The sequence below is a fragment of the Planctellipticum variicoloris genome (assembly GCF_030622045.1).
Taxonomy (GTDB): domain Bacteria; phylum Planctomycetota; class Planctomycetia; order Planctomycetales; family Planctomycetaceae; genus Planctellipticum; species Planctellipticum variicoloris.
Genome location: NZ_CP130886.1, coordinates 853,229 through 877,569 on the forward strand (window position 1 = coordinate 853,229; position 24,341 = coordinate 877,569).

At 64.4% G+C, this 24,341-nt stretch carries 17 protein-coding genes; 6 read left to right on the top strand and 11 right to left on the bottom strand.

Translation table 11 applies throughout. The annotated features are described in order from the left end of the window. Positions 1-8: 8 nt before the first annotated feature. The 4 genes from SH412_RS03340 to SH412_RS03355 form a co-directional block, all read right to left on the bottom strand. Entirely contained in the window at positions 9-1,076 is a 1,068-nt protein-coding gene (locus SH412_RS03340) for a BON domain-containing protein (protein ID WP_336522094.1), read from the bottom strand. A gap of 616 nt (positions 1,077-1,692) precedes the next feature. Then, the gene (locus tag SH412_RS03345) at positions 1,693-3,927 is read right to left on the bottom strand and encodes an NfeD family protein (RefSeq protein WP_336522095.1); all 2,235 of its coding nucleotides are present in this window, start codon (positions 3,925-3,927) and stop codon (positions 1,693-1,695) included. A gap of 326 nt (positions 3,928-4,253) precedes the next feature. Further along, positions 4,254-4,796, bottom strand: coding sequence for a peroxiredoxin (locus SH412_RS03350; protein ID WP_336522096.1), 543 nt, complete (start codon positions 4,794-4,796; stop codon positions 4,254-4,256). Between the two features lie 207 nt (positions 4,797-5,003). Then, on the bottom strand, positions 5,004-5,999 hold the full coding sequence (locus tag SH412_RS03355; protein WP_336522097.1) for a WD40 repeat domain-containing protein: 996 nt from the start codon (positions 5,997-5,999) through the stop codon (positions 5,004-5,006). Positions 6,000-6,290: 291 nt separating this feature from the next. On the opposite strand from SH412_RS03355, the gene SH412_RS03360 reads away from it, so the two are divergent. The 4 genes from SH412_RS03360 to SH412_RS03375 all read left to right on the top strand — a co-directional run bounded on the left by SH412_RS03360 (position 6,291) and on the right by SH412_RS03375 (position 12,942). After that, entirely contained in the window at positions 6,291-7,733 is a 1,443-nt protein-coding gene (locus tag SH412_RS03360) for a hypothetical protein (protein WP_336522098.1), read from the top strand. Between the two features lie 135 nt (positions 7,734-7,868). Beyond that, a complete protein-coding gene (locus SH412_RS03365) occupies positions 7,869-8,717 on the top strand; it encodes a hypothetical protein (protein ID WP_336522099.1) in 849 nt (282 codons plus the stop codon). Positions 8,718-8,921: 204 nt separating this feature from the next. Next, a complete protein-coding gene (locus SH412_RS03370) occupies positions 8,922-12,200 on the top strand; it encodes a spermine/spermidine synthase domain-containing protein (RefSeq protein ID WP_336522100.1) in 3,279 nt (1,092 codons plus the stop codon). Positions 12,201-12,216: 16 nt separating this feature from the next. Next, complete coding sequence (locus tag SH412_RS03375; RefSeq protein WP_336522101.1) at positions 12,217-12,942, top strand: phosphatase PAP2 family protein; 726 nt, start codon at positions 12,217-12,219, stop codon at positions 12,940-12,942. On the opposite strand, the gene SH412_RS03380 is transcribed toward SH412_RS03375, so the two are convergent. From SH412_RS03380 to SH412_RS03410, 7 genes are all read right to left on the bottom strand, one after another. Further along, positions 12,932-13,744: an ABC transporter ATP-binding protein gene (locus SH412_RS03380; RefSeq protein ID WP_336522102.1), complete on the bottom strand. Its 813-nt coding sequence runs from the start codon at positions 13,742-13,744 to the stop codon at positions 12,932-12,934. The genes SH412_RS03375 and SH412_RS03380 overlap by 11 nt on opposite strands. A gap of 14 nt (positions 13,745-13,758) precedes the next feature. Continuing rightward, positions 13,759-15,777 carry an iron ABC transporter permease gene (locus SH412_RS03385; RefSeq protein WP_336522103.1) on the bottom strand — a complete coding sequence of 673 codons (2,019 nt, stop codon included), beginning with the start codon at positions 15,775-15,777 and terminating at the stop codon, positions 13,759-13,761. After that, a complete protein-coding gene (locus tag SH412_RS03390; RefSeq protein WP_336522104.1) occupies positions 15,774-16,898 on the bottom strand; it encodes an ABC transporter substrate-binding protein in 1,125 nt (374 codons plus the stop codon). The genes SH412_RS03385 and SH412_RS03390 overlap by 4 nt, the downstream gene beginning before the upstream one ends. A gap of 89 nt (positions 16,899-16,987) precedes the next feature. After that, complete coding sequence (locus SH412_RS03395; protein ID WP_336522105.1) at positions 16,988-17,443, bottom strand: carboxypeptidase regulatory-like domain-containing protein; 456 nt, start codon at positions 17,441-17,443, stop codon at positions 16,988-16,990. Positions 17,444-17,483: 40 nt separating this feature from the next. Further along, positions 17,484-18,410, bottom strand: coding sequence for a DUF1559 domain-containing protein (locus tag SH412_RS03400; protein WP_336522106.1), 927 nt, complete (start codon positions 18,408-18,410; stop codon positions 17,484-17,486). Positions 18,411-18,466: 56 nt separating this feature from the next. Continuing rightward, positions 18,467-18,724, bottom strand: coding sequence for a hypothetical protein (locus SH412_RS03405; protein WP_336522107.1), 258 nt, complete (start codon positions 18,722-18,724; stop codon positions 18,467-18,469). Positions 18,725-19,053: 329 nt separating this feature from the next. Then, positions 19,054-19,392: a tRNA-binding protein gene (locus tag SH412_RS03410; protein ID WP_336522108.1), complete on the bottom strand. Its 339-nt coding sequence runs from the start codon at positions 19,390-19,392 to the stop codon at positions 19,054-19,056. Positions 19,393-19,712: 320 nt separating this feature from the next. Between SH412_RS03410 and SH412_RS03415 the strand changes: the two genes are divergently transcribed. Next, a complete protein-coding gene (locus SH412_RS03415) occupies positions 19,713-21,110 on the top strand; it encodes an efflux RND transporter periplasmic adaptor subunit (RefSeq protein ID WP_336522109.1) in 1,398 nt (465 codons plus the stop codon). Positions 21,111-21,248: 138 nt separating this feature from the next. Continuing rightward, positions 21,249-24,338 (top strand): efflux RND transporter permease subunit, encoded by a 3,090-nt coding sequence (locus SH412_RS03420; protein WP_336522110.1) that lies wholly within the window; start codon positions 21,249-21,251, stop codon positions 24,336-24,338. Positions 24,339-24,341: the final 3 nt, after the last annotated feature.

Here is a 24,341-nt window from a genome sequence, read left to right on the forward strand (position 1 = left end):
AGTACGGACTACCAGTTCTTGGGGCTCATAAACCACCACCACTTGTCGGTCCGCTGATTGAACTGCAGATTCCACTGACCGTCGTCCCAGCGGAGGGTGGCGTCGCGCCAGCCCATCGGGACCTGCGGGTACGGGTAGAACGGTCCCATGTACGGGAACGCGCTCGCGCTGTACTGCGACGGATAGTTGACTGCCGCGTAGTTGGGATACTGGGCGTAGGCCGGCCAGGCATGCTCCGGCAGACTCGGCTGGTTGTACATCGTCTGGGAGGCGCCGGCGCCCGGATGACCGTAGCCGGGAGGAGCCGGCACGCCCGGTCCCATCGGCATCGGCGCTCCGCCCGGTCCCTGATAGCCGGTCGGCATGGCCGGGTAACCGTAAGGACCGGCCGGCGGCTGTCCGGGCATGCCCGGCTGCATTCCGGGACGCATGCCCGGGACGCGAAGCCGGTTGGAAACTTGTTCCACCCCCGGAACCTGGCTGACCAGTTGCTGGGCCTGCGCGGCCTGAGCCGGCGAATCGACTTCGCCCGCCAGCGTGCAGACGCCGTTCGAGAAGCGGACTTCGATGTCGTAGCCTTCCAGTCCGGCCGCACCCAGAGCCCCGCCGATCTGCTCGGCGACAGCCTGGTTGTCCATGCCGTAATTGACCTTCTGGATCTGGCCGCGACGATCGCCGGCACGCTCGGTTCCGCCAGCCTGGACGACTCCGCCAAGCCGTTCCGCAGAACGCGTCGCAGCCGCAGCGGTCGAAGTTCCGACCGTCAATTGATTGCTGACGTTGCTGACGCCCGGAACGCGCTTGATCGTGCGTTCTGCGGTCGATCGCATGCCGGCATCGCTGACCTGGCCCTTGATCAGGACCACGCCGTTCTGAAATTCGAGTTCGATACCTTTGCCTTTGACGCCGGCGGCTTTCAGGGCCTTGGCGATCTCCTCGGCCTTCGCCTGGTTCGGGCTGGCGGCGCCCGACTGGCCGGCGGACCGTGGGCTCGCAGCCTCGCCCGCGGCGAAGGTCAGACCGGGCATCGCCGCCAGCAGGCCCAGCGTCAATGCCCACTTTCCGTACTTGCGCATGGAATGCACTCCTTCCGTTTCCCTCGCTGACCCAATCCGCTAAGGCCCGGCAAAGCGCCGGCGCCCGGCGCCCCCGAGAATGGCATCGGGAACTGCCGGGAAGGCTCAGGAAACTCTCCCCGACATCTGTGTGGGGATTCTCCGTTGCGTCCCTGCGGTCGACGGTGAATAAACCCACCGTCCGCGAGGCGCGCTGACACCTCGCTGTCCTAATTCATCGGTCGGAGTCCGTCCGATTACGCAGACTATTCCGAGGATTTCGGAAAAACCCGCGGTAACGGTTGTCGCGGCAGGAGGAGTCCCCGGCTCGCCCCACCGTGGCAAAGAACGGTTTCGAATGTCGAACGGGAAGGAGTGTTGTCGGCCTTCCGGACCGAAGACGAAGGCCGAACGCGCACGACGATTGAAGCGAGAACCTCCGCCCCCTCCGGCCACATGCATGCCGCGCCGGCTGTGAAACAGGCGCGTTCCACAGACCGAGCCGTTTCACGAATCGCGGAGATTATCGCGCGGCCGGTGCCGGAGTCGGCGGCGCCCCGGTTCAGGCGTTGCACTGGCCGCGCAATCCCGTCCCGTCCCGGACAAGGAACCGTTCTGGCGGCCGGCAGAGCCCGCCCTACACGACTTCGCGAACGATCACCCGTACGCCCTGGGCCGAGACGACTTCAATCGTCGCTTCGGCCGCGATGAACTGGCCGTCGCTCTGGACGTCGTAGACCTGTCCCCCAATTTCCGCCTTTCCGGAGGGGCGCAGCATGGTCAGGCTCCGACCGCGGCGACCGACCAGACCTGCCGCCAGTTCGGAAGGATCATTCTCCCGCCTCAGCCGCGGAGTGGTGTCGTCGACTCCGGGCGGGCCGAGCGTCATCTGATCGTACAGCGGGGTATGGGGCAGCACCCGGGCCAGCGCAACACCCAGAATGCCGACTCCCAGGAAGGCGCCAAGGACGGTCCCGATACTCTTGAGGAGCGAGTCGAGATCGGCGCCCGGCTCGAAGTTGCCGAACGTCTGCAGAGCCATGACCAGCGAAACGAGCATCGACAGGATGCCGGTCACGCCGAACACGCCGAATCCGGGAATCACGAAAACTTCCAGCGCCAGGCAGGAGATTCCAAAGACGAACAGCGTGATCTCCAGCCAGCCGGCCGTCCCGCCGAGAACCGACGACCAGAAGAAGAGGACGAAGCAGAGGACCGACGACAGCCCCAGGATGCCGGTCATGAAGTGGAGTTCGACGTACAGCAACGCCACCCCCAGGACCAGCAGGAGGACTTTCATCCCCGTCGTATTCAGCAGGAAGACTGTATTATCCACCCAGGTCTGCTGCAGCGGCGCAATCCGGGTATCGGGGGGGATTCCCAGTCGGCTGCGCAGCTCCTGAAAGTCCGCGACCGGCCGTTCGGCCAGCTTCAATTCGTGCGCCCGCTTGCCGTCGACCGTCAGCAGGAGCTCCCCGTTCGTTTCCCGCAATTGCGGCCCCTGGATCCACTCGCCGTTCGAATTGTGCAGATCCTCCTCGCTCATGTACGAAATCCGACCCGTTTCCCGGTTGGTGACTTCGAAGACCTTCAGCGTCCGAAACGCCATCGCCTCGGCCAGGGCCGGAGCCCGCCCTTTCTTCTCCGCCAGATGCCGCAGACTGACTCGGAGCGGACTCAGCAGCTTTTCCGGGACACGCTCAAACTGCCCGCCGGCTTTCATTTCAATCGGCCCGGCGTCGCCGAAGCGGGCGTCGGGGTGCATGACGATCTCGTCGCACCCCAGCGCGATGATCGCCGCTCCGCTGAGCGCCATTTTGGGGACATAGGCAACCGTGCGAACTTCCTGCGGATTCAGATCGGCCAGCAGATTGGCCAGATTCAGGCTGGCCAGGAGCTGACCGCCGGGCGAATCGATCTCAAGAATCAGGATCTTTGCCCCCTGGGCGATGGCTCGCCGCACCTGGCGCTCGAGAAACGATTCGAGCAGGGGATCGATCGTTCCTTCGACCCGAATCAGCCGGACTTTGCGACCGTCGCCCTGCGCCAGATTCTCCCGCATGGCCTCGCGGGGAAGTCGGTACAGTTCGGAAACCGCGGCCCGGTTCTCGGCGGTCTGCGAGACCAGCATGTTCAGCGCTCGGCTGGTCGAGCCCTTGAAGACTCCCGTAACTCCCCGCTCCTTGATGATCTCCGGGTTGTTGAGCGTCACGTTGGTTTTGCGGAGCGTCTCCAGTTCGTCGACCGTTGCAATCCGGGTCTCGGACTGTCCGTCGGCTCGTTCCACCTGGACCCGCCAGAGCTGTTCCTGGGGATCGAGCATCCCCTGGATCAACGCCGTGCTGACCTTGGGATTATTTCGTTTGGCGCCGAGCGCCAGGGCGGTCTGTTCGTCCTCGGGATCGAGGGGCTTGCCGCGCGAAATGTCCCCCAGCTCGGCATCCGGATGCATCACGATTTCGCGGCAGGCCAGGGCCACCAGCACATTCGGACCAGTCACGGTCTGCGGCACCCAGGCCACCGTGGTCAGCCCGGCGACCGCAGCGGACGTCAGGAACTTCGTCAATCCCTGCACCTGGTGGAACGGACTGGTGCCGGGCTCGATCTGCAGGACCAGTATCCCCTTGCGGTTCTCCCGCGCAGCCTGCGACTTGAGGTCGAGAGCGGCGGCGGAGACCCGGGCGTAGACCGTATCGTCGATCGGGCTGGAAACCGTGACAAACTGGCCGATCGGCCCCGCGGGGGGGACGGGCGGATCGGCGGGAGCTGCTTCCTGGGCCGAAACTCTCGAAACGAACAAGGCCACCACGGCGAGCCACGCCAGGCAGAGTTCCGAGACGGTTCCGGGGCTCGTGAGTCGGACAGAACGCATCAGTACGATTCCCCTGGCAGGAACGTCAACTCGGCGACGCGACCGGTCGCGTTTGTTCAGACTACCAGATTATAGGAGGCCGCGGAAAACTCCGTCAAACTGCGCGTCGCCGACTCGGGGAAGAACGCACGGCCCGGCTCCCCGGATCATCACGACACAAAGCAAACGACCCGCGTTCACGGGAACGCGGGTCGTTTGGGAATTCGTTGAGGGTTGAGCGTCGATCGTTGAGTAATGGGGAAGGTCTCTCAGCTCCGCCGGGCGGCATTCGAGACCGACTCCCGTCCCCCCGTTCTGACCATCAACCATAGACGATAGACCATCGACTAATTCAGCGTCTTCTCCCCTTTTTTCCAGCCGCAGGGGACCAGCTTGTCGGTCTGCAGGGCGTCGAGGACGCGGAGGACTTCTTCGATGCTCCGGCCGACCGGCAGATCGTTGATCGAAGCCCAGCGGAGAATCCCCTTCGGATCGATCAGGAACGTGCCGCGGTAAGCGACTCCCATGTCTTCCTTCAGCACGCCGTACGCCTTCGAAAGAGCGTGCGTCGTGTCGGCGAGCATCAGGTGCTTCATCTGCGCCAGTCCAGGGTGGCTGTCGCACCAGCCCTTGTGGCAGAAGGCGCTGTCGGTGCTGGCGGTCAGCAGCGCGCAATTGCGGCCGCCGAATTCGCCCAGGGCGTCGTTGAACGACACGATCTCCGTCGGACAGACGAACGTGAAGTCGAGCGGATAGAAGTAGAGGCAGACCCACTGGCCGGCGTAGTCCGACAGATTCACCTGCTTGAACTGCTGTGCGGTATCGTTCTTGGTGCGATCGTATGCCTGCACAGAGAAATCCGGGGCCAACTGACCGACGCGGGCTGCCATGGATCGAAGTCCTTGTCAAAAAGTGTCTGCGGAGTGGTTTGTGCGGGAAACCGACCGTTTCACGCCAGCGGAAGAAGTATAGCCAGGCAACCGTCAGGAGACGAGAGTCCCGGGAAGTCGAGAGTCGAGAGTCCAGAGTCGAGAGCCAGAGGCGATTCACGATCAGCCTGCTTTTCTGGCTATTCGCTACTCCCTATTCGCTATTCCCTAACTCTGCTTCGGCCCCATCAGGCTGATCCGCAGCTTCGAGTCGTGGTGCGGCGTCGCCAGGCGCAGGCCGTCCGGGTGGAGCGACAGGTCGCGGGCCGGGCTGCCGAGACTCAGGGAGTGGAACTCGTCCGCCGCATCGGGCTTCCAGAAAAACAGATGTCCCCCCGCCTGGCCGCCGATCGCCGCGGCGATGAAGCCGTCGGGATGATACAGCGAGCCCCAGGCGACGCCGTTGAGTTTGGCCTTCGTGAGGTGCGTGATCGCCTCCTTGCCAGTCTCCCAGTCGATCTCGACAACGATCGGATTGCCGACGCCGGCGAAGGCGTTGGTCACGTTGGTGATTCCCGAGGCCAGCAGACGCTTGCCGTCGAGCGAAAAACTCATGTCATGGGCGCCGCCGTAGTCGGCCCGGAATCCTTCGTCGTACTTCGTGAGGGCGGCGATCGGGAATTCGCGGACGAGCTTGCCGGTCTCCAGTTCCCACTGGATGAAGCGGGCGACGAGGTCGCTTGACACCAGGTGCTTGCCGTCCGGATGAAAAGCGACATTAAACACGTAACGCAGATGACCGGGGAACTCGCGGACCAGCGTGCCGTCTTCCAGTCGCCAGAGCTTGACGAGCAGGTCGTCGCCGCAGGTCGCCAGAAACTGACCGTCGGGACTGGTGACGACGGCCCGAATCCAGCCGCGATGGGCGTCAATCGTCCGGACGGGGACCGGCTGGTCGGCGGCGGTCGCCCACCAGATCAGCCGACCGTCATAGCCCGCCGTGATCAGCGTGGCGGCGTCTTTCGAAAAGGCGAAGCTGAAAACCCAACTGTCATGGGCGGCCAGTTCGACCTTGGCCCCCGACGCGAGATCCCACCGCAGCACTTTGTTGTCCTGGGCTCCCGCAAAAACATAGCGCCCGGCCGGATCGAACCGGCAGGCAACCAGCGGCGCCGTGTGGTCGTAGGTGACGGCGACATGCGTCTGAGCGGGATCGGCAGGCATGGGCGAGTCTCGGGCGGGGCGGGCAGGCTCTAACCGGTTGATCATACCGCGAGGCCGTCGCGGGAGAAGCTGAGAGTTTATCCGGAAATTCCTGCGAGCCATCCCGGCCGGAATTTCCATCGGTCCACAGCCGGTTCCGTGTCCGAAGAATCACCCCGGAATTTCCTACGGTATTCGCTCGCGGCCCGTGGCAGACCCGCGTACACTGACGCCGCAATTCTCCCGGTCTTTCCGGCCGGTTCTGTACGGGACCGTCGCGGCATCAGTCATCCCATCGCTAGAAAGTCGCTCATGAGCATCTCCGTCTCCTGCGAACTCTGTGGCAAGGAGATCAAGGTCAAGGACGAGTTTGCTGGAAAGAAGGTCAAATGTCCGGGATGCGGCGGGGTGCTCGCCATTCCCCGGGCGGCCTCCGACGACGAGGAGAGTTTCGACGACTTCGAGGATGTGCCGGAAGAGTCCGCTCCGCGGCGTGTCAAAGCGATTGGCGGAGCGAAGAAGAAAGGACGCAAAGGGGGACGTTCGCAGTCGTCGTTGATCATCAGGACCGCGGTGTTGACGTCCTTGCTGGGCGTGCTCGGGATCGTGCTGTTTCTGATGGCGTGGGGGCGGTTCGGCGCTCCCGCGCCATCGGTCGCTCAGCAGCCGAATCCAACGGCGGGGCCTCAATCCGCGCCGGCCGCTGCCTTGCCAGTCGTCCCCGTCGAGCAGTTGCGCTGGTTGCCGTTCACGATGAATCGAGGACTGATGGTGATCGACCTTCCCGGCGTTCCGGACGTCGAGAACGTCGATCAGTCCTGGAGCGCGTTGCCGCTGGAGGAGTTTCGCATTCATAAGGCCGAGGCCAACGGCGGGATGGTTCACGTCGTGACCGGTTTTGGCGCGAAGAACGTGCGGGACTACGAAGAGCACAAACAGATCTTCGACCAGTTTGAGCAGCAGTTCCTGCAAACCCATCCGGGGACGACGATCCAGATCCAGGACGACCAGCTCGTGCAGGGCATGGCGGCTCGCAAGACGTCGTTCGCTGCAGGCGGACGGATAGTCGGATGGCAACAGATGGTCTGGACCGGCAGCCAGTTCATCTTGATCCGCCTGGCACAAACGGGAAATGCAGACTTTTCCGCCGTGCAACAGCGGGTCTTCAATTCTTTTCAGTTCAAGCCTGCCAGTTCATCACCTGTCCCGAACGCCATCGTGCCCAGCGTCACCGCAGTTCCTCGCTCCGGCGCTGATCCCGCGCCACCGATCGTGAGAGATCCGCAAGCGATCCCGTGGACGGCCTGTCAGGACGAGAGTCGGCTGTTCGAAGTTCAGGCGCCGGGCACTCCGGGCCGGATCGTCCGGGAATTGGGAAGAACAATCGAGAAGTTTATCTGGCGGATGGGAAACCCGAATTCGCCAACCTATTTGACGTTCGGCGTGATGCGCTGGAATGCCGGGGAAATTCGCGACCGCACTGCGCTGCCGGCTTTCGCCCGTAAGCACTCTGACGATTTTCGTGCAAGCTACGTCAAACTGGTCAAACCGGCCCGGTTCGAACGGACTGAAACCACCTGGCAGGGTTACCCCGCCTTCGAGACTTACACAAATAACGAAAAGGGACTGCAAGTCCACGAATTCCTGGTCTACACGATGGACTGCCAGGTGAAACTGGAACTGGTGTGGGGCGAAGGAGACGAGCCGAGAGACCTCTGGGAGCGATTCACAGGCTCGCTCAAGGCCTTAAAGTGAGGGAAAATGCCGTGACCCAAGGACGCCTTGCCGGCGTGCAGACGCTGCTGCAAGTTTGAACGTCATCTTCCGGAGATGAAACCCGGCCTGTACACTCGCTTCAGCCAGTTTCACAATTCATCACGGAGGACAATCATGATGCGGCAATTCTGGTTGGTCGCGGTTCTGGTTCTGGGCGTTTCTCCGTCGTTTGCGGACGAGCCGGTCGCGGGGCCGAGAATTCGTGTCTACAACGTTGCGGATCTGGTGGCCGACGAAGCGGTACGCGCCGCGCCCCCGGCTCTCGGTCATCGCCACGAGGAGAGCCTGAATCGCGAACATCCGGAAACGCTCGCGTCGCTCGAACAACTCGCCAGACTGATTGAGACGGTAGTTCCTTCCGAACAGGGGGCGATTGTCGCTCGACCGGAGACGCTCAGCCTGGTCGTTCGTCGAACTCCGGAGGAACATGCGGAAATTGAGAACCTCTTTGAGGAATTACGCCGGGACGCACGGCCGTCGCTGGAATTGACATCCACGATGTTCACGGAGGGCAGTCAATCCGATCCAAAGTCCCAGTTGGCCGCCGAGGAACTTGTGAAACTCATTCACAGTCAGTTTTCGGCAGGTCCCGGTCTGTCGCCAGCGGACGTCGAGCGAGCGCGGGAACTGATTGGCCAGACAAAGGCGATAGCAATCAGCCAACCGACTCTCCGTTTGCGGTCGGGAGTCAAATCAACTCTGGGAACGTATCCCGTTTCAATGTCGGTGACAGCCGTTGCCGATCCCGATGGCGAACACGTTCGGTTGAGAATTGATGCGCCTGTTAACGAAGCCGTCGAAGGCAAATTCCCCTGCCAGACGATGATCGCCGAGACCCGCGTCGGTCAGTCGTTCCTCGGAATTCTGCAATTTGACGGCAGCGGCATGTTCTACCTGGTCACCGTTCGTCGCCCCGGGACCGACATCCCCGCAACAAATGACGGCGCTACAGCCCTGAAGTAGCCGGCCGCCGAATGTGAAACCCCTCTTCCCCGGTTTCACGCTTTCCGGTAAGACATGGCAGCGGACGGACGGGGACGGAGTCTCCGGACGGCCGCGGGGCGGGGGTGATCTGCAGAACGGTGACGGGCGTAAGGCTCGACAGGCTCTGCACTTCTGACTTCCGATAATCCGGGAAACGACGCCAGCGAGTCAGGCAGGGACGCCATGCAGACCTGGGGATTGCGGGCCATCGAACGTGTGGCGCCGCTCGTAAAGCAACAAACCGGGACCGGATTTCAACTGGCCGCCGGGCTGAGCCTCGGCGGGTTGATCCTCGTCGGCTGGCAGCAGTACGTCGCCCTCTGGGGCGTCAGCCTCCCCGTCGTCGTCACGCTGGCGCTGGTCGCAGCGCTGGGCCTGCTCATCGGCGGCGGACTGGCCCGGCAGTCCGGAACCTCGCTCGGCGGCTGGCTCGTCGCGTGCGGCCTCTGGGGCGTCATTCACCCCCTCTGGGTCGGAACTACCGCGGAAACGCTCCTGATCGGCGTCGCCCGCTGGGACATCGGCTGGGGCCTCGCCCTCGCCGCCGCCCTGCTCCAGGGACTCCTGCCAGTCGCCTTCTGGACGGCGGCGGCCATTCGACTTTGTCAGACCTCGAACACCGTCGGCCGGCGCATCTCAACGGAGCTCCTGATCACCGCGAGCCTGGTGGCCGGTTTGTGGCTGACCACATTCGGCCTGGCCCCTGCATTGGGCGGCGAATGGACCGGCTGGCTGTGGGGCGCGCTGTGTCTGGCCTGCGGACTCTGGCACGCCTCCGGGCGGCTGATTCTCTCCGAAAGTGCTGCCGAACTGATTGATCCGCGGTCGGCTGCCGCCCCGTGGTCCGCGGTTCGAATCCTGGAAATCGGCGCCGTCGCCCTCGCCGCGGCCGTCGTGTGTCGCTGGGTCGGCGAACTGATGCCGACCGGACTCTACTGGACGGCAGGCGTTGCCAGCGGACTGGTGCTGGGACTGGTCCTCGGTCGGCAATTGGCCAGCAGGCTGGGCGCCGGAGGCGCGGCGGTCCTGGCGGCTGCGTGGGTCGCGGTCGTGCTGGCAACCGAATCGACGCAGATCGGTTTCTGCCTGTGGTGCAGTGCGACGTTCACGACTCCCGCGTTCCTGCTGCCGACGCGGGCGCTGTTTCTGACCTGCATGCTCCTCCCGCTGGGAATTTCCCTCGGAACGCTCTGGCGCATGACATCGGCCGCGGATCTGCGCCCGTCGCTCCTGCTGGCGGGTTTACTGCTGGCTGTCGTCCTCTGCGGCTGGGCCGTTCCCGCCCTGCTGTGGTCGCAGATCGGCCTGGCAAATCTGGCGGCGGTCGGCGCTGCAATCCTACTGCTGCTGGGGGCTGTTGAATTGTGGCTGGAACAGCCCGCCATGGCGTTTCTCTGGAAGCGGTGGCTCGCGCCGCTGGCGTTCACTCTGGCCCTGGCAACTCCGCTGATCAGCGGCTGGCACGTACCGGGACGGACAGCGCGGCTCCTCTACTCGACAACCGTCATGGTCGCTCAGCGTTCCGGCTGGGACAGCCGCTGGCTGCCGTGGCTCGACGATCAGCGACTTCTGACGGCAATTGAAGGTCAGAACGGGCCGTGGACGCTCTGGAGAACGCGCGGCGTGCAGGTTCATCTGCGGGAATCGGGAATGCCGCGCGGCATGATGTCCGCCGCTCCCGAACTGCACCCCCACTACGCCCCCGAAGTCCTGCAGGCCGCCTACCCGCTGGTCCTGGCCGGCCAGCCGCAGCGCGTGCTGGTCCTCGGGGGGACGTCGCGAACGGTGCTGCGAACCTGCCTCGAATTTCCGCTGACGGAACTGACCTGCGTCGAAGGCGATCCCGCACTGGAAAGCCTGTCGCGCGGAGCATGGGCCGAACTGACCGGCTTCCATCCGGAGGCCGACGACCGGTTTCGCTGGACAACGGCGGCGCCCGAACTGTTCGTCACACAGCGGAGCGGCGACTACGACGTCATCCTCTCCTGTCCCCCGGCTTCCATGGCCAACGGCGGGACCGCCAGTTTCACGCGGGAACACTACCGGCACGTGGCAAAGTGCCTGCAGGCGGAAGGCGTCTTCTGCCAGCGGCTGGAAGGGATCGACTACGGACCGCGACCGCTGCAGGCGATCGCCGGAGCCATGCAACAGGCGTTTCGCGAAGTCGTGCTGTTCGAGCCGGTGCCGGGGGAATACCTGCTGGTGGCGACAAACAGCCCCGCAGGACTGATTCGTGAGTCGCTGCGGGAACGGATGGAAGCGCCGCAGGTGGTGCGCGTGCTCGGCTGGTGCGGCTGGGACTGGTCGATGCTCGCCAGTCTGCCGGCTGTCGACGGACCAGCCTTGCGCGAAGCTGTCGCCGACCACGGGCCGGGAAACAATACCGCCACGAACGGCTGGCTGGCCTGGACCGCCGCCGGCGAAGTCATGCGCTGGGGCAACAAGGCTCAGGAAGTCCACGCATTGCTGCTCAAGCCGCGGAAATCGGAGCCGCAGTACCTGGCGTGGCAGGATCCGGGGCAGGTGGATCCGCCGTCGCCCGCCCGGCTGACCCGCGCCGCCCGTCTGCTGGACTGGATGGGGCAATTCGGCGAATGCGCCGACGTCGTCCGTCGAATCGGCGAAGTCCAGAAGCTCGCGAAGCTTGTCGCGGAAAACCCCGACACGTTCTGGTGGGAGTATCGCAAGACGTTGCGCGACCAGCTCAAGAATCGGCCGCGGGCGGCCATCGATGTCGCCGCGGGCATCAGCGACGGCAAAACGCTGCACGCGGAAGATCTGCAGCGAAAGGCATACCTGGTCAGCCTGGGCGAAGCCGCTCAGCAGGCGAAACCCGAATTGCAGAGCATTGCCGCCGTGGCAGACTTCTTCTCGCCCTACGACCCCCTGGTCAGTCTGTGCGCGCACTACGAAGCCGCTGAACTCTACGCCCGGCGGGGAGACCAGCCCGTTCGCGAACTGGCCTTGAAACTGCACGTCGTCAATCACAGTCCTTCCCCGGATGGATCGGTGCGGAATGTCGCCGAGTGCCTGAAGCTGCTGATCGAGCAACCCGACGCCGTCACGGCCCCTGCCGCCCGTTTCGATCAGCTCAACTATCTGGTCCAGCTCCTGCGAGGACGCTGGGACATCCGGGCGTCGATGCCGGCCCGCTCCTATCGGATGCAGGTGGTCGAACTCGATACGGACGTCGTCCTCGCGGAACGATCCCTGGAAGTCCTGCGCGACCTGGCGCCCGCGGCGGGGTTAACGACCGCGGACTGGGACGCCCGGCGAACGGCGCTCGATCAGATCGTCGTCCGGCCGCTGCGCGCCTATCGGACGCGACTGGCGGAAGAACACGGGATCAACCGGATGAAGACGCAGGAACTGCTGCGGAAGGCGGGCGAGGAACGGGACGCCGAATTGAAAAGTGCCCCCTCGGCCGAGGAGCCCTCCCCCAACCTGCCGCAGGCGAATTGAAGCGGAGTCGGGTGGCGTGTCGACGACGAACAAACACACGGATCCGACGGTTTTCCCATCGGATCGCATTGAACTGGTCTCGCCCGGCTCGCCGTGGGCCGTCCCTGTGTTGTTCATGGTCCTGGGGCTGGCCTGTCTGACAATCGACCTGCCCGTGGCGACCTACTTCCGCGGTCCGAGTTTCCCGCGCTTTCTCGAAGAAGCGATCGAGAACACCGAGCCCTGGGGCCACGGGGTGGGCGCAGCGCTGGCGTTGCTGGGCGTGTGGTCCCTCGATCACCGGCGACGCCGGCTGATCCCCTGGCTGGCCGGCGCGTCGCTGGGGGCGGGGCTGCTGGCGAATCTCGGCAAATTGCTTGTCAGCCGGACGCGCCCGCGCGACTTCTCGCCCGACGTCGTGCTGAGCGACATGGCCGTGTGGGACACGTTCACAAGCTGGCTGCCAATCCTCAACGGTCACCGCGGCGGGCAGAGTTTCCCATCGGCCCATACGACGACGGCATTCGGCCTGTCGTGTTTTCTGGTGGCGATGTATCCGCAAGGGCGCTGGTACTTCGGTTTGCTGGCAACGCTGGTGGCCCTGCAGCGAGTGCGAAGCCAGGCCCACTTTCCGAGCGACGTCTGCTACGGAGCGGCCCTGGGCTGGATCGTGGCGCAGGCCTGTCTCGCCGGAGCCCGGCGGACGGAGAGTATTCGGCCGGAGACTCGCAATGCTGCCGGCGCCGCGGCGTTCAGCGATTGACCTGTCTCAGCATTTCGGCGCCCGCCAGCGGGTACGTCACACAGTAGGGGCGGCCGGACCGCGGGTCGCGCGTGATCTGAGCATCGACGCCAAACGCTGTTCGCAGCGTCTCCGCAGTCAGGACTTCGTCAGGGGAGCCCTGCACGAGAATCACCCCTTCGTGCATGACGATCATCTGCCCGGCGTAGCGCGCTGCCAGGTTGAGATCGTGCAGGACCATGACGACCGTCTTCTGCTCCTGCTCGTTGAGCCGCAGCAGCAGCTCCATAATCTCAAGCTGATGTGACATGTCCAGATGATTCGTCGGCTCGTCCAGCAGCAGCACCTCGGCCCCCTGAGCGAGCGTCATGGCGATCCAGGCCCGCTGCTGCTGGCCGCCGGACAGCGAATTGACCGGTCGATCGGACAGTTGGTCGATGCCGGTGACGCTCATCGCCCACTTCAGGACATCGGCGTCATCCGGATGCCGCGTTCCGAGCCACCGGCCGTGAGGATACCTCCCGTACGAGACGAGCTCCCGAACCGTCAAAGCGTCGGGGGCCGTCGACGTCTGGAGCAGGATGCTGAGTCGCTGCGCCAGTTTGCGCGAGGGAATCTCCCGAATATCGGCGGCATCCAGGCAAACCACTCCTGCCTGCGGTCGCATCAGCCTGGCCAGCGCTTTCAGGAGCGTCGACTTGCCGCAGCCATTGGGTCCGACAATCGCAGTGAACTTCCCGGTCGGCAGATGGACCGTCAATTCGGGGATGATGATTTCCCGATCGTAGCCGACCGTCAGTTCGTGAGAGGTGAGCGTGCTCATGCGGGGACCATTTCTCAGGGACGTGTCAGCAGGTAGAGGAAATAGGGAGCCCCGAGCGCTGAAACGAACACCCCCGCCGGGATCTCGGAGTTCGGGAGGATGCTGCCGCCGATCATGTCCGCGAGAATGACCAGCGTAGCGCCGACCAGCCCCGCCAGCGGAATCACGGCCGCATGATCGGTCCCGACCAGCCTCCGCGCGATGTGGGGCGCGATCATCCCCAGAAAGATCATGTCGCCGGCCACCGCAAGGCACGAAGCGCAGATCGCCACCGCCAGGCTCAGCAGTCCCAGCGACCACCCCGGCAGAGCGACCCCCAGCGACATCGCGGCCTGGTCTCCCAGTCGCAGGACGTTCAATGTGGGCGAAAAACTCCACGCCAGCGGGACCAGCAGGACGAGAATCGCCGCCAGCATCGCGATCGAGTTCCATCCCGCCGCGTTCATGCTTCCCGCACCGAACGCAACGACGAAAGCATGGATCTCGGAACTGAGCTGCAGAGACAGGAGCAGCGTCATTGAGCTGGCGATCGAACTGAGCGCGACGCCGGTGAGCAGCAGCTTCGGCGATGATTGCTGACCGCCGCGGCAAAGAAGATACACCAGTCCGGTGATTCCCAGAGCGCCGCAGATCCCGGCCAGCGGCACCAGAAAGAGCGAACCGAGCGCGGAATGCCCGCAGACCGCCAGCAGGACAACGATCGCCAGGCTGGCGCCCGATGACACGCCGAGGATTCCCGGTTCCGCCAGATCGTTCCGGAGAACAGCCTGCAGAATCGTCCCGGCGACGGCGACGCCGACTCCGATCAGGACCGCGAAAATCAATCGCGGAATCCGAATGGACCACAGCACCAGTTGTTCTTCGGGGCGACCCTGCCCCACGAGCACGCGGGCCGTCGCGTCCAGCGGGAACTCCGCCTTCCCGTGGTGCAGTGCGATGAGAAAAATCGCGCACAGGAGGCCCGCCGCCAGAGGCAGGACGACCCGGGGACGCCAGCACTCCCGTGGCGGAACCTGCCGCGGGACTTCGACGTCGAGCCGCTGGTGACGGCGACTCCGAATCAGCCACAGGAAGCAGGGAGCGCCAAGCATCGACGTCACGATTCCCAACGGCAGCTCGCCGCGCGCCCCCAGGATCGTGCGCGCAATCAGGTCGGCAAGCGTCGTCAGCCCCGCGCCGGCGACGAGACTCAGCGGCAGCAGCCGACGCTGATCGGCCCCGACCGCAAGCCGGCAGACGTGCGGCGTCATCAGTCCGACAAATCCGACTGGACCGGCGACCGCAACCGCGGAACCCGTCAGCAGCAGCACCAGCACCGTCGACGCCACGCGAATCTGAAACGAACGCAGCCCGAGATTCCGTGCGACGTCGTCGCCCAGGCTCAAAATGGTAATCCCCGGCGCCAGCCACCAGGCCCCCGCGAGCCCCGCGACGCAGCACGGCGCGACGGCGACGACCTGATCCCAGGTCACGTTGGTGATTCCGCCGATGGTCCTGTAGAGCATAGTGCTCGACATGCCGTAAGCGATCACCAGCCCTTGCGTGACCGCCGAAAACAACGCCGAAACGACCGCCCCCGCGAGCGCGATCCGGACCGGCGAGAATCCCCCGGGAGTCAGCGCGGCGACGCCGAGAACGCAGCCATAGCCGACGGCCGCGCCGACAAACGTCGCAACGATCGAACCGTTGTAGCTCAGTGCCGGCCAGGCGATGAGCGAGATGAGCGAAGCCAGCGCCGCGCCGCCGCTGAGTCCCATGATCGACGGACCGGCCAGCGGATTGCGAGTCACCCCCTGCATCACCGCTCCGGCAACGGCCAGGCTGGCGCCGACCATGAGCGTCAGCAACGAGCGCGGCAGGCGGATATCTCGCAAAATCAGATGCGAATCGCTGTTCACGCCCTGCCCGCGAAGGACGCGGAACACGGTTTCCAGCGGGATCTCCGTCGGCCCGACCAGCAGCGACGCCGCGAAGATCGCCGCAACCAGTCCGACAGCACCGGGCAGAACGAGTCGGTCGCGCCAGTGCTTCACGGCAGGGACTCGTTCCGCGCCGCATCAGCCTGCGCATTGACAGTTGCGATCGATTCGGCGGAGACCAGCCGGAGGACGTCGTCGATTCCGCGCGCACGTCCCAGAATGCCGGAGTCGCTCCAGTGCCGCCACTTCGGAACCGCCAGCGTGCACTCGTTCCTGATCGCCGGCACGCGACTCCATACAAAACTCTTGCGGAGGACATCGTAGGTTCGACGCCCTTCCCCGTTCCCCGAAACCGCGACCAGCAGGTAGTCCGCATCAAACCGGAGCAATTGCTCCGGTGAGATCGTCGAACTCCACGTGCGGTTGCGGACCAGATCGGGTCGTTTCATCTGCAGGTCGCCGTAGAGCAGCGGACTGACGTGATTCTGATCTCCAAACAGGCGGTAAATGCGCGGTCGAACGGCCATCATCGCCATCGTCCGGGAACCGACGATCGGATGCAGGACGGCGTTGGCCGCGCTGACCTTGGCGTTGTACCAGGCCAGTCGGGCTTCCGCCTGCCGACGTCGCCCGACGACCACGCCCACGTCGAGCAATCGCTGACGGTAGTTCACGAGATGGTCGAGCAACACGACCACGGGAGCGATCTGCGACAACTGCAGATACGTCTGGCGGCTGGTGTTCCGCGTGATGATCAGGTCGGGCCGGACACGGACCACCGCTTCCAGATTCGGCAAGTGTGCTCCGTAGACGTTCGGGATCCACGGCACATCCGCCAGCGGCTCCGCCAGGTAGTCCGGAAAATTGCCGTCATTGATGGAATGCGCCACCGGCTTCAATCCGATCGCCAGCAGCTCGTCGGCGGCGGATAAGGCGCAAACTCGCTGAGGGCTGGCCGGTACGCGGGTCGTTCCGGCGGCATGGCGAATGACGCGGTATCCGGGACCTTCTTCAACAACCTCAACCGGATGACTTCCCGTACCGGGGAGGCCGGCCTCTGCGCCGTTCGCCCGAGGAATTCGGATGACCGCCGCGTCAACGGCAGAGCCGGCGGTCGCAGTCGCAAGATAGATCAGAGCCGCCGAACACATCACGGCGCTCCCCGCAAGCCCGACGCGTCTGGCGTGCAGGAGCCTCTCCATCCGGACGAACTCAAGGGAACGATGTCGTGGCATTCAATCGCAATTTCTGGTGACTTCGCCTGCAAGACTCGACAGGAGCAGCGCCCCCGCGACGTCGACGGCCGGACGCCCCGACCGTCACGTCAGTCGAGTTCGAAGGATTCCAGCGAGGTCTCCGGCCCCGTAACCTGGACTCGAATCTTCGACGTTGCCGGATCGTTGTAGCGCAGCCCCAGCCGATCGGGAGGCAGGTCGGAGTTTTCATCGTTCGGATCAGGCTTACCGGTTCGTTTTCCGGGCCAGTAAATCGTCACCGCATACTCTCCCTCCGGTGCGCCGTCATCCGTCTGGTAGGTCGTGAGCTGAAATCTGCCGTTCTCATTCACGGTGCCGCGAGAACGGATCATGTCGAACCGCCCCGTCTGAATGGGCAGCGGGTGAAACATCACGACCGCCCCCTTCGCGGCCTCGCCGTCGACAAAGACCGACCCGGTCACCGGGTACACCGGCTTCAGGTCGGGACCGTTCGAACCGCAACCGGCGACCAGGGGCGTCAGAAAAACGAGAGTGCGACCGAGCTCTCGAAAGCAATTTGTCATGAAGTCCCCAAGCGTGCGATGTGGAACGGAATGGGAGCGATCAGTAGTCGTTGATCGTCACCACTTCGCCGCCGGCGCGAGTCGTCAGATCGATCAGCGTATACACATTGAGCCCCTCGCCGAGCGAGCGCACCGAACCGTCGCCAAAGCAGATGTTCGCCATCTGCGAGTGAAATGCGTAAATGCCGCGCCAGTTGGTGCAGTTGACGGCGCACGGCCCCGGGAAGGCCAGTCCGTCCATCGTGTGCCCGTGGATCTGGGTCTTATTATCCCGCCCTGCCCAGACGCCATAGGCCGACTGATTCACCGAAGTCGGGGCCGTCGAGCCGATCGTTCCCAGTCGCTTCCCGCGCACCCAGAACTCCGGTCGCCCGGCGTCTTCGACGATCATGATCGTGTTGGTAAGCCCGTCGGTGCACTCGGCGAAACGAATCGGCTTGTCATTGCTGAACAGCCCTCCCCGGTTGAGCGTCGCCGGAACCCCCAGTCCGACGACCGCCGAACTGTCGACTCCGTCGGACGAGGAATAGTCGGTGCAGGCTGCGTCGGTCCAGTTCTGACCGTTGGTCGTCGCCCCGGTCGACGTCCGCGGATTGGGCGCCGAAGGGCACTGAAACACCGCTAACTGCCGGCTGTAGACCGGCTGATTGCTCGGATCGAACCATTCCCCTTCGTCGCGGTACATCTCGGCCAGGGCGGGCTGCTCCAGATACGGCAACAGCCGAAAGTTCCACCCGTGACGGGCGCCGACGGGATTCGTACCGTTCGGCGGAATGCCGTTGTAGACGCTCTCGTAGTTATGGATCGCCAGGCCGATCTGCTTGAGATTGTTCCGGCACTGCGTCCGCCGCGCCGCTTCGCGCGCCTGCTGCACCGCAGGCAGGAGCAGGCCAATCAGAATGGCGATGATCGCAATCACGACCAGCAGCTCGATCAGCGTAAATGCGCGACGATCAGGTGAGGACATGGAACTCTCGGACGAGGAAGTTGGAATCGATCGGGATGCTGCCGCGGCGCGGCCCCTCATGGCTCGCCTCGCTCGGCAATTCGGCGGATCACCCCGGCGGCGCATTCGGGGTTGCAGGTCAGGAACTCCACATTGTCCACCACAATCAAATTGCCCGGCTGAACTTCGGCCAGCGACTTGCCGCAATGAGCGCACATGCCCGGACGACCGACGGAAGTCGTGACGGCGACTTCCGGAGTTTCAACCTGGGCACAACCGGACGACGCGAGAATCGATCCCATCAGCAGACCGGCCGCCGTTCCGCGGAATCCCATCTCCACCCTCTCAACCGCCGTGCGAGCAACATGCCTCCTGGCGAATCTGCCATACGCAACAGCCGTGCCGGTGCGATGTTCTCCGCGCTCATTACGCGGACGGCATCACCCCTGCCGCAGTTGGTCCAGTCGCGAAAAATCGCGAACTGCCGGAATGTTCTGGCCGCCGACGGCCAGGAGACGCGTCGTCGCAGGAGCCGGCGGACCGGCCACGGCGATGACGCTGCAGCATGGCGTGTCTTGAGCCGCGACGAAGAAAGCTTCGCCGGCGCGGCGAAACCCTCACCGCCACAGACGGGCTGCCTGGGCACGGATCGCCAATGGCACCCTCACCCCAGCTTCACCCCGTTCGGCACCGGTTGATCCGGAACGGCGAGGACCACCGCGCCGTCGGCGCGATAAAAGCCCGTCAGCAGGAATTCCGACCGCACCGGACCGATCTGCTTCGGCGGGAAGTTCAGCACACCCAGGATCTGCCGGCCGAGCAGGGCCTCCTTCGAGTACAGCGCAGTCACCTGCGCACTGGTCTGCCGAACGCCAATCTCCGGCCCGAAGTCGACTCTGATCCGGTAAGCCGGCTTGCGAGCCTCTGGAAAGTCCGCCACCTCGACAATCGTGCCGACGCGAAGCTCGACCTGCTCGAATTGATGCCAGTCGATGGTGGACATGCGGTTGCTCCCGGCGGGTGGCAGAACTGCCGTCGGACACACAAATCGACCGCGGAGTTCGTCGGCTCCATTGGCCGGCGCGCCAGACCGACGGTCTCCGAGACGGAACGGCTGACCGCTACGCCGGCGATCATCCGCAACAATCTATGCACACAAGACTTATGGCACGCCCGCCCCGCCGTGGTCCGTCGCTGGGCGTCATTGGCCCCCTCGGCCCGATTGCGCTCCTCAGGCAATTTGTGAGCTAGAGTTCCGGTGATCGTGGACGACATCAACGGTTCAAGATGTCTGCGATCCCGGTTTGACAGGGTTTTCGGGCCATGAAACTGACTGCGAATACGGTCGCGACGCTGCGACAGCGTCTGGCCGCGCTCTTGACGGTCCTCGGTTTGTCCTCCGTCGGATATGCCGGCCACTCCAGCCACTGGACGTTTCACTGGAACGACGGCGCGCACGCGCATGCCGGCCCGTCCCATCCGGACGACGGGGCGGTTCGTAAGAAGTCGTTGACCGAAGAATACGGCGAACGCCCCATCTCGCACCGGACCCCCGACGGCAAGTTCCGCATCTCCTTCCCCACCTCCGACGCCATCGCCCGCGCCGGCGTTACTCTGGCCAGCATCGAAGACCGCGCCCTCACCGAACGCGTCGCCGCCAACGGCGAAGTCGCCTACGACGAACGCTACGTAGCCCAGTTATCAACACGCGTCCAGGGAACCGTCTGGAGAGTCCTGAAACACCACGGCCAGGAGGTCCGCAAGCGGGAGATTCTGGCGCTCGTGGAATCGGAAGAAGTCGGCCGGCTCAAGGCCGAGTTCCTGAACGGCCTCGTGACGATGGAAGTCCGCGCCGAGCTGGCCTCCAACCTGGAACGCGTCAAAGACGCAGTGACCGGCCGACAGATTCGCGAGGCTCAGGCCGCCCTTCGCGAAGCAAGAATTCGCCTGCTGAACTGCGAGCAAGCCCTCGTCAATCTGGGTTTCGAGCTGACCGTAGACGATTTTATCCCCCTCAACGACACGCAGCGGATGCTGAAGATCCGCACGCTCGGAGTTCCACCCGATCTGATCGCCGAACTCAATCCGGAACGAATCACCTCCAATCTGCTCCCGTTGTTCGCCCCCTTCGACGGAGTCATCATCGGTCATTCCGTGGTCGTCGGCGAAGTGGTCGACCCGATGCAGGCGACGTTTGAAATCGCCGACACCCGCAGAATGTGGCTCACGCTCGATCTGGGCAAAGAGAGCGCCGGACGCGTCGCGGTCGGGCAGGCGCTTCGTTTCGAAGTCCTGGGCCTCCCGCAACCGATCGAGAGCCGGATCACCTGGATCAGCACCGAAGTCGACAAGGAAACCCGCACGCTCAAAGTCCGCGCCGATGTCGACAACCCTCTCGTCACCGATCCGATCACCGGGGAGCCACGCGGCCGACTGCTTCGGGCGCAGACGTTCGGAACAGGACGAATCTCGCTGGTGGAAAACATGGCGGCGCGCGTCGTGCCTAGGAGCTGCGTGCAATGGGACGGCGATCAGCACGTCCTCTTTGTGCAGGTCAACGATCATTCCTTTGACTGCGTCCCGGTGACGCTCGGAATCACCAGTAACGATTTTACCGAAGTTCACGGAGACCTGCCGACCGCTGCCCGAGTCGTAAACGGCGGCAGCCACGCGTTAAAGTCGGCACTGGTGTTCTCCCGGATGGAAACGACTGCCAACTGATTGCCGCATCCCGGCCGGTCGATAGATCAGACGTCGGAACGCTGCCGGACCCGGTCCGTCGACCCGACCCGTTCCGGAACGAATTCCCCGAGCCGGCGGCCGTTCTCGCCCCGCGCCGTGACAAGAGGACGCCGGCGAATGCTGGTCGCATTAATCGAATGGGCCCTGCAACGCCGCGGCGCTGTCGCGGCCTGCGCCATCGCCGTCTGCGCAGCCGGCTACTGGTCTGCCGGCCAACTGCGAGTGGATGCCTTCCCCGACACCACGCCGATCCAGGTGCAGATCAACTCCCTGGCCCCGGGCCTCGTGGCCGACGAGATCGAACGTCAGATCACCTTTCCCATCGAACTGTCGATGGGAGGCCTGCCGGGCCTGGAATCCTTGCGGTCGGTTTCCCAGTTCGGTCTGTCGGTCGTCATCGTGACGTTCAAGGACGGCACCGACATCTTCTTCGCCCGCCAGCTCATCAACGAACGCCTGCAGACGGTGGATCTCCCGCCGGGACTCCCCAAACCGGAGATGGGTCCCGTTTCGACCGGGCTGGGCGAAGTCTTCCACTACCTGCTGATCCCCGACGGTCAGAGTCTGACGGATATCAAAACCTATCAGGACTGGACCCTCAAGCCGGAACTGCGGACGGTGGCCGGCATCGCCGAGGTCAACGCCTGGGGCGGGATGAACAAGCAGTACCAGATCCGGATCGACCCCGGTCGCCTGCAGAAGTATGACCTCACGCTCGACCAGGTGGTCCAGGCGATTCCGCGGAACAACCTCAACGTCGGCGGCGGCAGCATCCTCGCGGGAGGCGACGCAATCCTGGTCCACGGCGTCGGCCGGACCGTCAACACCGAACAGATCGGCGACATCGTCCTGAAAGCCCAGGACGGCGTCCCGGTCCGTGTCAAAGACGTGGCGGAAGTCACCATCGGACACGAACAGCGACGCGGCGTCGTCACCGCCAACGGCAAAGGCGAAGTCGTCCTGGGCCTCGGCTTCATGCTGATGGGCGAGAACAGCTACTCGGTCACCACTCGCATGCGGGAAAAGTTTGCCGCACTGCAGTCCGAGCTGCCCGAGGGCATCCAGGCCGAGGTGGTCTACGACCGCACCCGGCTGGTCGACCAGGTCATCGCCACCGTCCGCACCAACCTGCTGGAAGGCGCGTTTCTGGTTGTCGTGATCCTGTACCTCCTCCTGGGAAGCCTGCGGGCCGGGCTGATCGCGGCCACGGCGATTCCGCTGTCGATGATGTTCGGCTTCTGCGGCATGAACCAGGCGATGATCGCGGCTTCGCTGCTGAGCCTCGGCGCCATCGACTTCGGCATCGTCGTCGACAGCTCCGTCGTCGTCATCGAAAGCATCATCCGCAAACTGGGACATCACGGCGAAGTGTCGGGGCCGGAACGCCTGCGACTGATCCGCGAAGCCACCGCCGAAGTCCGCAAGCCGGCCTGCTTCGGCCAGCTCATCATCATGATCGTCTATATCCCCATCCTCTCGCTGGAAGGGGTGGAAGGCAAAATGTTCCGTCCGATGGCGTGGACGGTGATCTTCATTCTGATCGGTTCGCTGATCGTCTCGCTGACCGTCACGCCAGTCCTGGCGAGCTGGCTGCTGCCGAAAAAAGTCGAAGAAAAGGACGTCTGGCTGGTCCGGCTCGCCCAATGGATCTACCGGCCGTTTCTGGCGATGGCCCTGCAGGCGCGCTGGCTGGTGATCGGCCTCGCCCTCGCGATCCTGATCGCAACCGGCTACAGCGCCTCCCGGATGGGCTCGGAGTTCGTCCCCCGGCTCTCCGAGGGAGACCTGGTCCTGGGAATTCTGCGGGCGCCGGGAACGAGCCTCGAAGCCTCGGCCGCAGTCAACACGCAGATGGAAAAGTTGATCCTCCAGCAGTTTCCCGACGAAGTCTCTCACGTCTGGAGCCGGGTCGGTACGCCCGAAGTGGCCACCGATGCGGGAGCCGTCGAGGCGACCGATATGTTTATCGCCCTCAAACCGCGCAGCGGATGGACCCGCGCCCGGACCCAGGCCGGGCTGGTCGAAGTGATGGCCCAGTTTGTTGACGAATATCCGGGGCAGATCGTCTGGTTCACGCAACCGATCGAACAGCGCATCAACGAAATGGTGTCCGGCGTGCGGGCCGACATCGCCCTCAAAGTCTTTGGCCAGGACCTCGACGCCCTCGTCCAGAAAGCCAACGAACTGCAGACGGTCCTGAAGGGAATCCCGGGAGCGGCCGACGTCTCGGCGGAACAGATCAACGGCCAGCCGATTCTGCGAATCGCCATCCGCCAGGACGAAATCGCCCGCTACGGCATCGCCGCCGCCGATGTGCTCGATGTTGTCGAATCCGTCGGCGGCAAAGCCGTCGGACAGATCGTCGAGGGACAGTTGCGGTTCCCGATCGTCGTCCGGCTGCCCGACAATCTGCGAGACGGCCCGGACGCCCTCAAGCAGGTGCAGCTCCAGGCCCCGGGCGGCGAACGGCTCCCGCTCTCCCGACTGGCGGACATTGAGTTGATCTCCGGACCGAAGCTGGTGACGCGGGAATGGAGCCGCCGCCGGATCGTCGTCCAGAGCAACGTCCGCGGTCGCGACGTCGGCAGCTTTGTGGCCGATGCCCAGAAGCAGATTGCCGAGAAAGTCGACCTGCCGCCGGATCAGTTCCGCCTCGAATGGGGCGGCCAGTTCGAAAACATGCAGCGGGCCCAGGCCCGGCTGACGATCGTCGTGCCGCTGGCTCTCGGGCTGATCCTCGTGCTGCTCTATCTGACGTACCGAAATGTGACCGATGCGCTGCTGCTGTTCGTCAGCGTGCCGTTTGCCTGCGTCGGCGGCGTCTGGTTCCTGCTGGCTCGGGAAATGCCCCTTTCGATTTCCTCGGCGGTCGGCTTCATCACCCTCTCGGGCGTGTCGGTCCTCAACGGGATGGTCCTGGCGTCGGCGCTGCGGGAGCGCCTCGCGGTCGATCCCGACCCCGCAGCCGCCCTCGCCCATACGGCCCACTCCTGTCTGCGGACGATCATCATGACGGCGCTGGTCGCGAGCCTGGGCTTCGTGCCGATGGCCGTCAGCGAAGGGACCGGGGCCGAGGTTCAGCGACCGCTGGCCACGGTCGTCATCGGCGGCGTGATCTCCAGCACTCTGTTTACGCTGTTTGTGCTGCCGGCACTCTACCGGCTGGTGCTCCGGCCGACGAAGGCGCCGACGCCGCTGCCGTTCTGACGT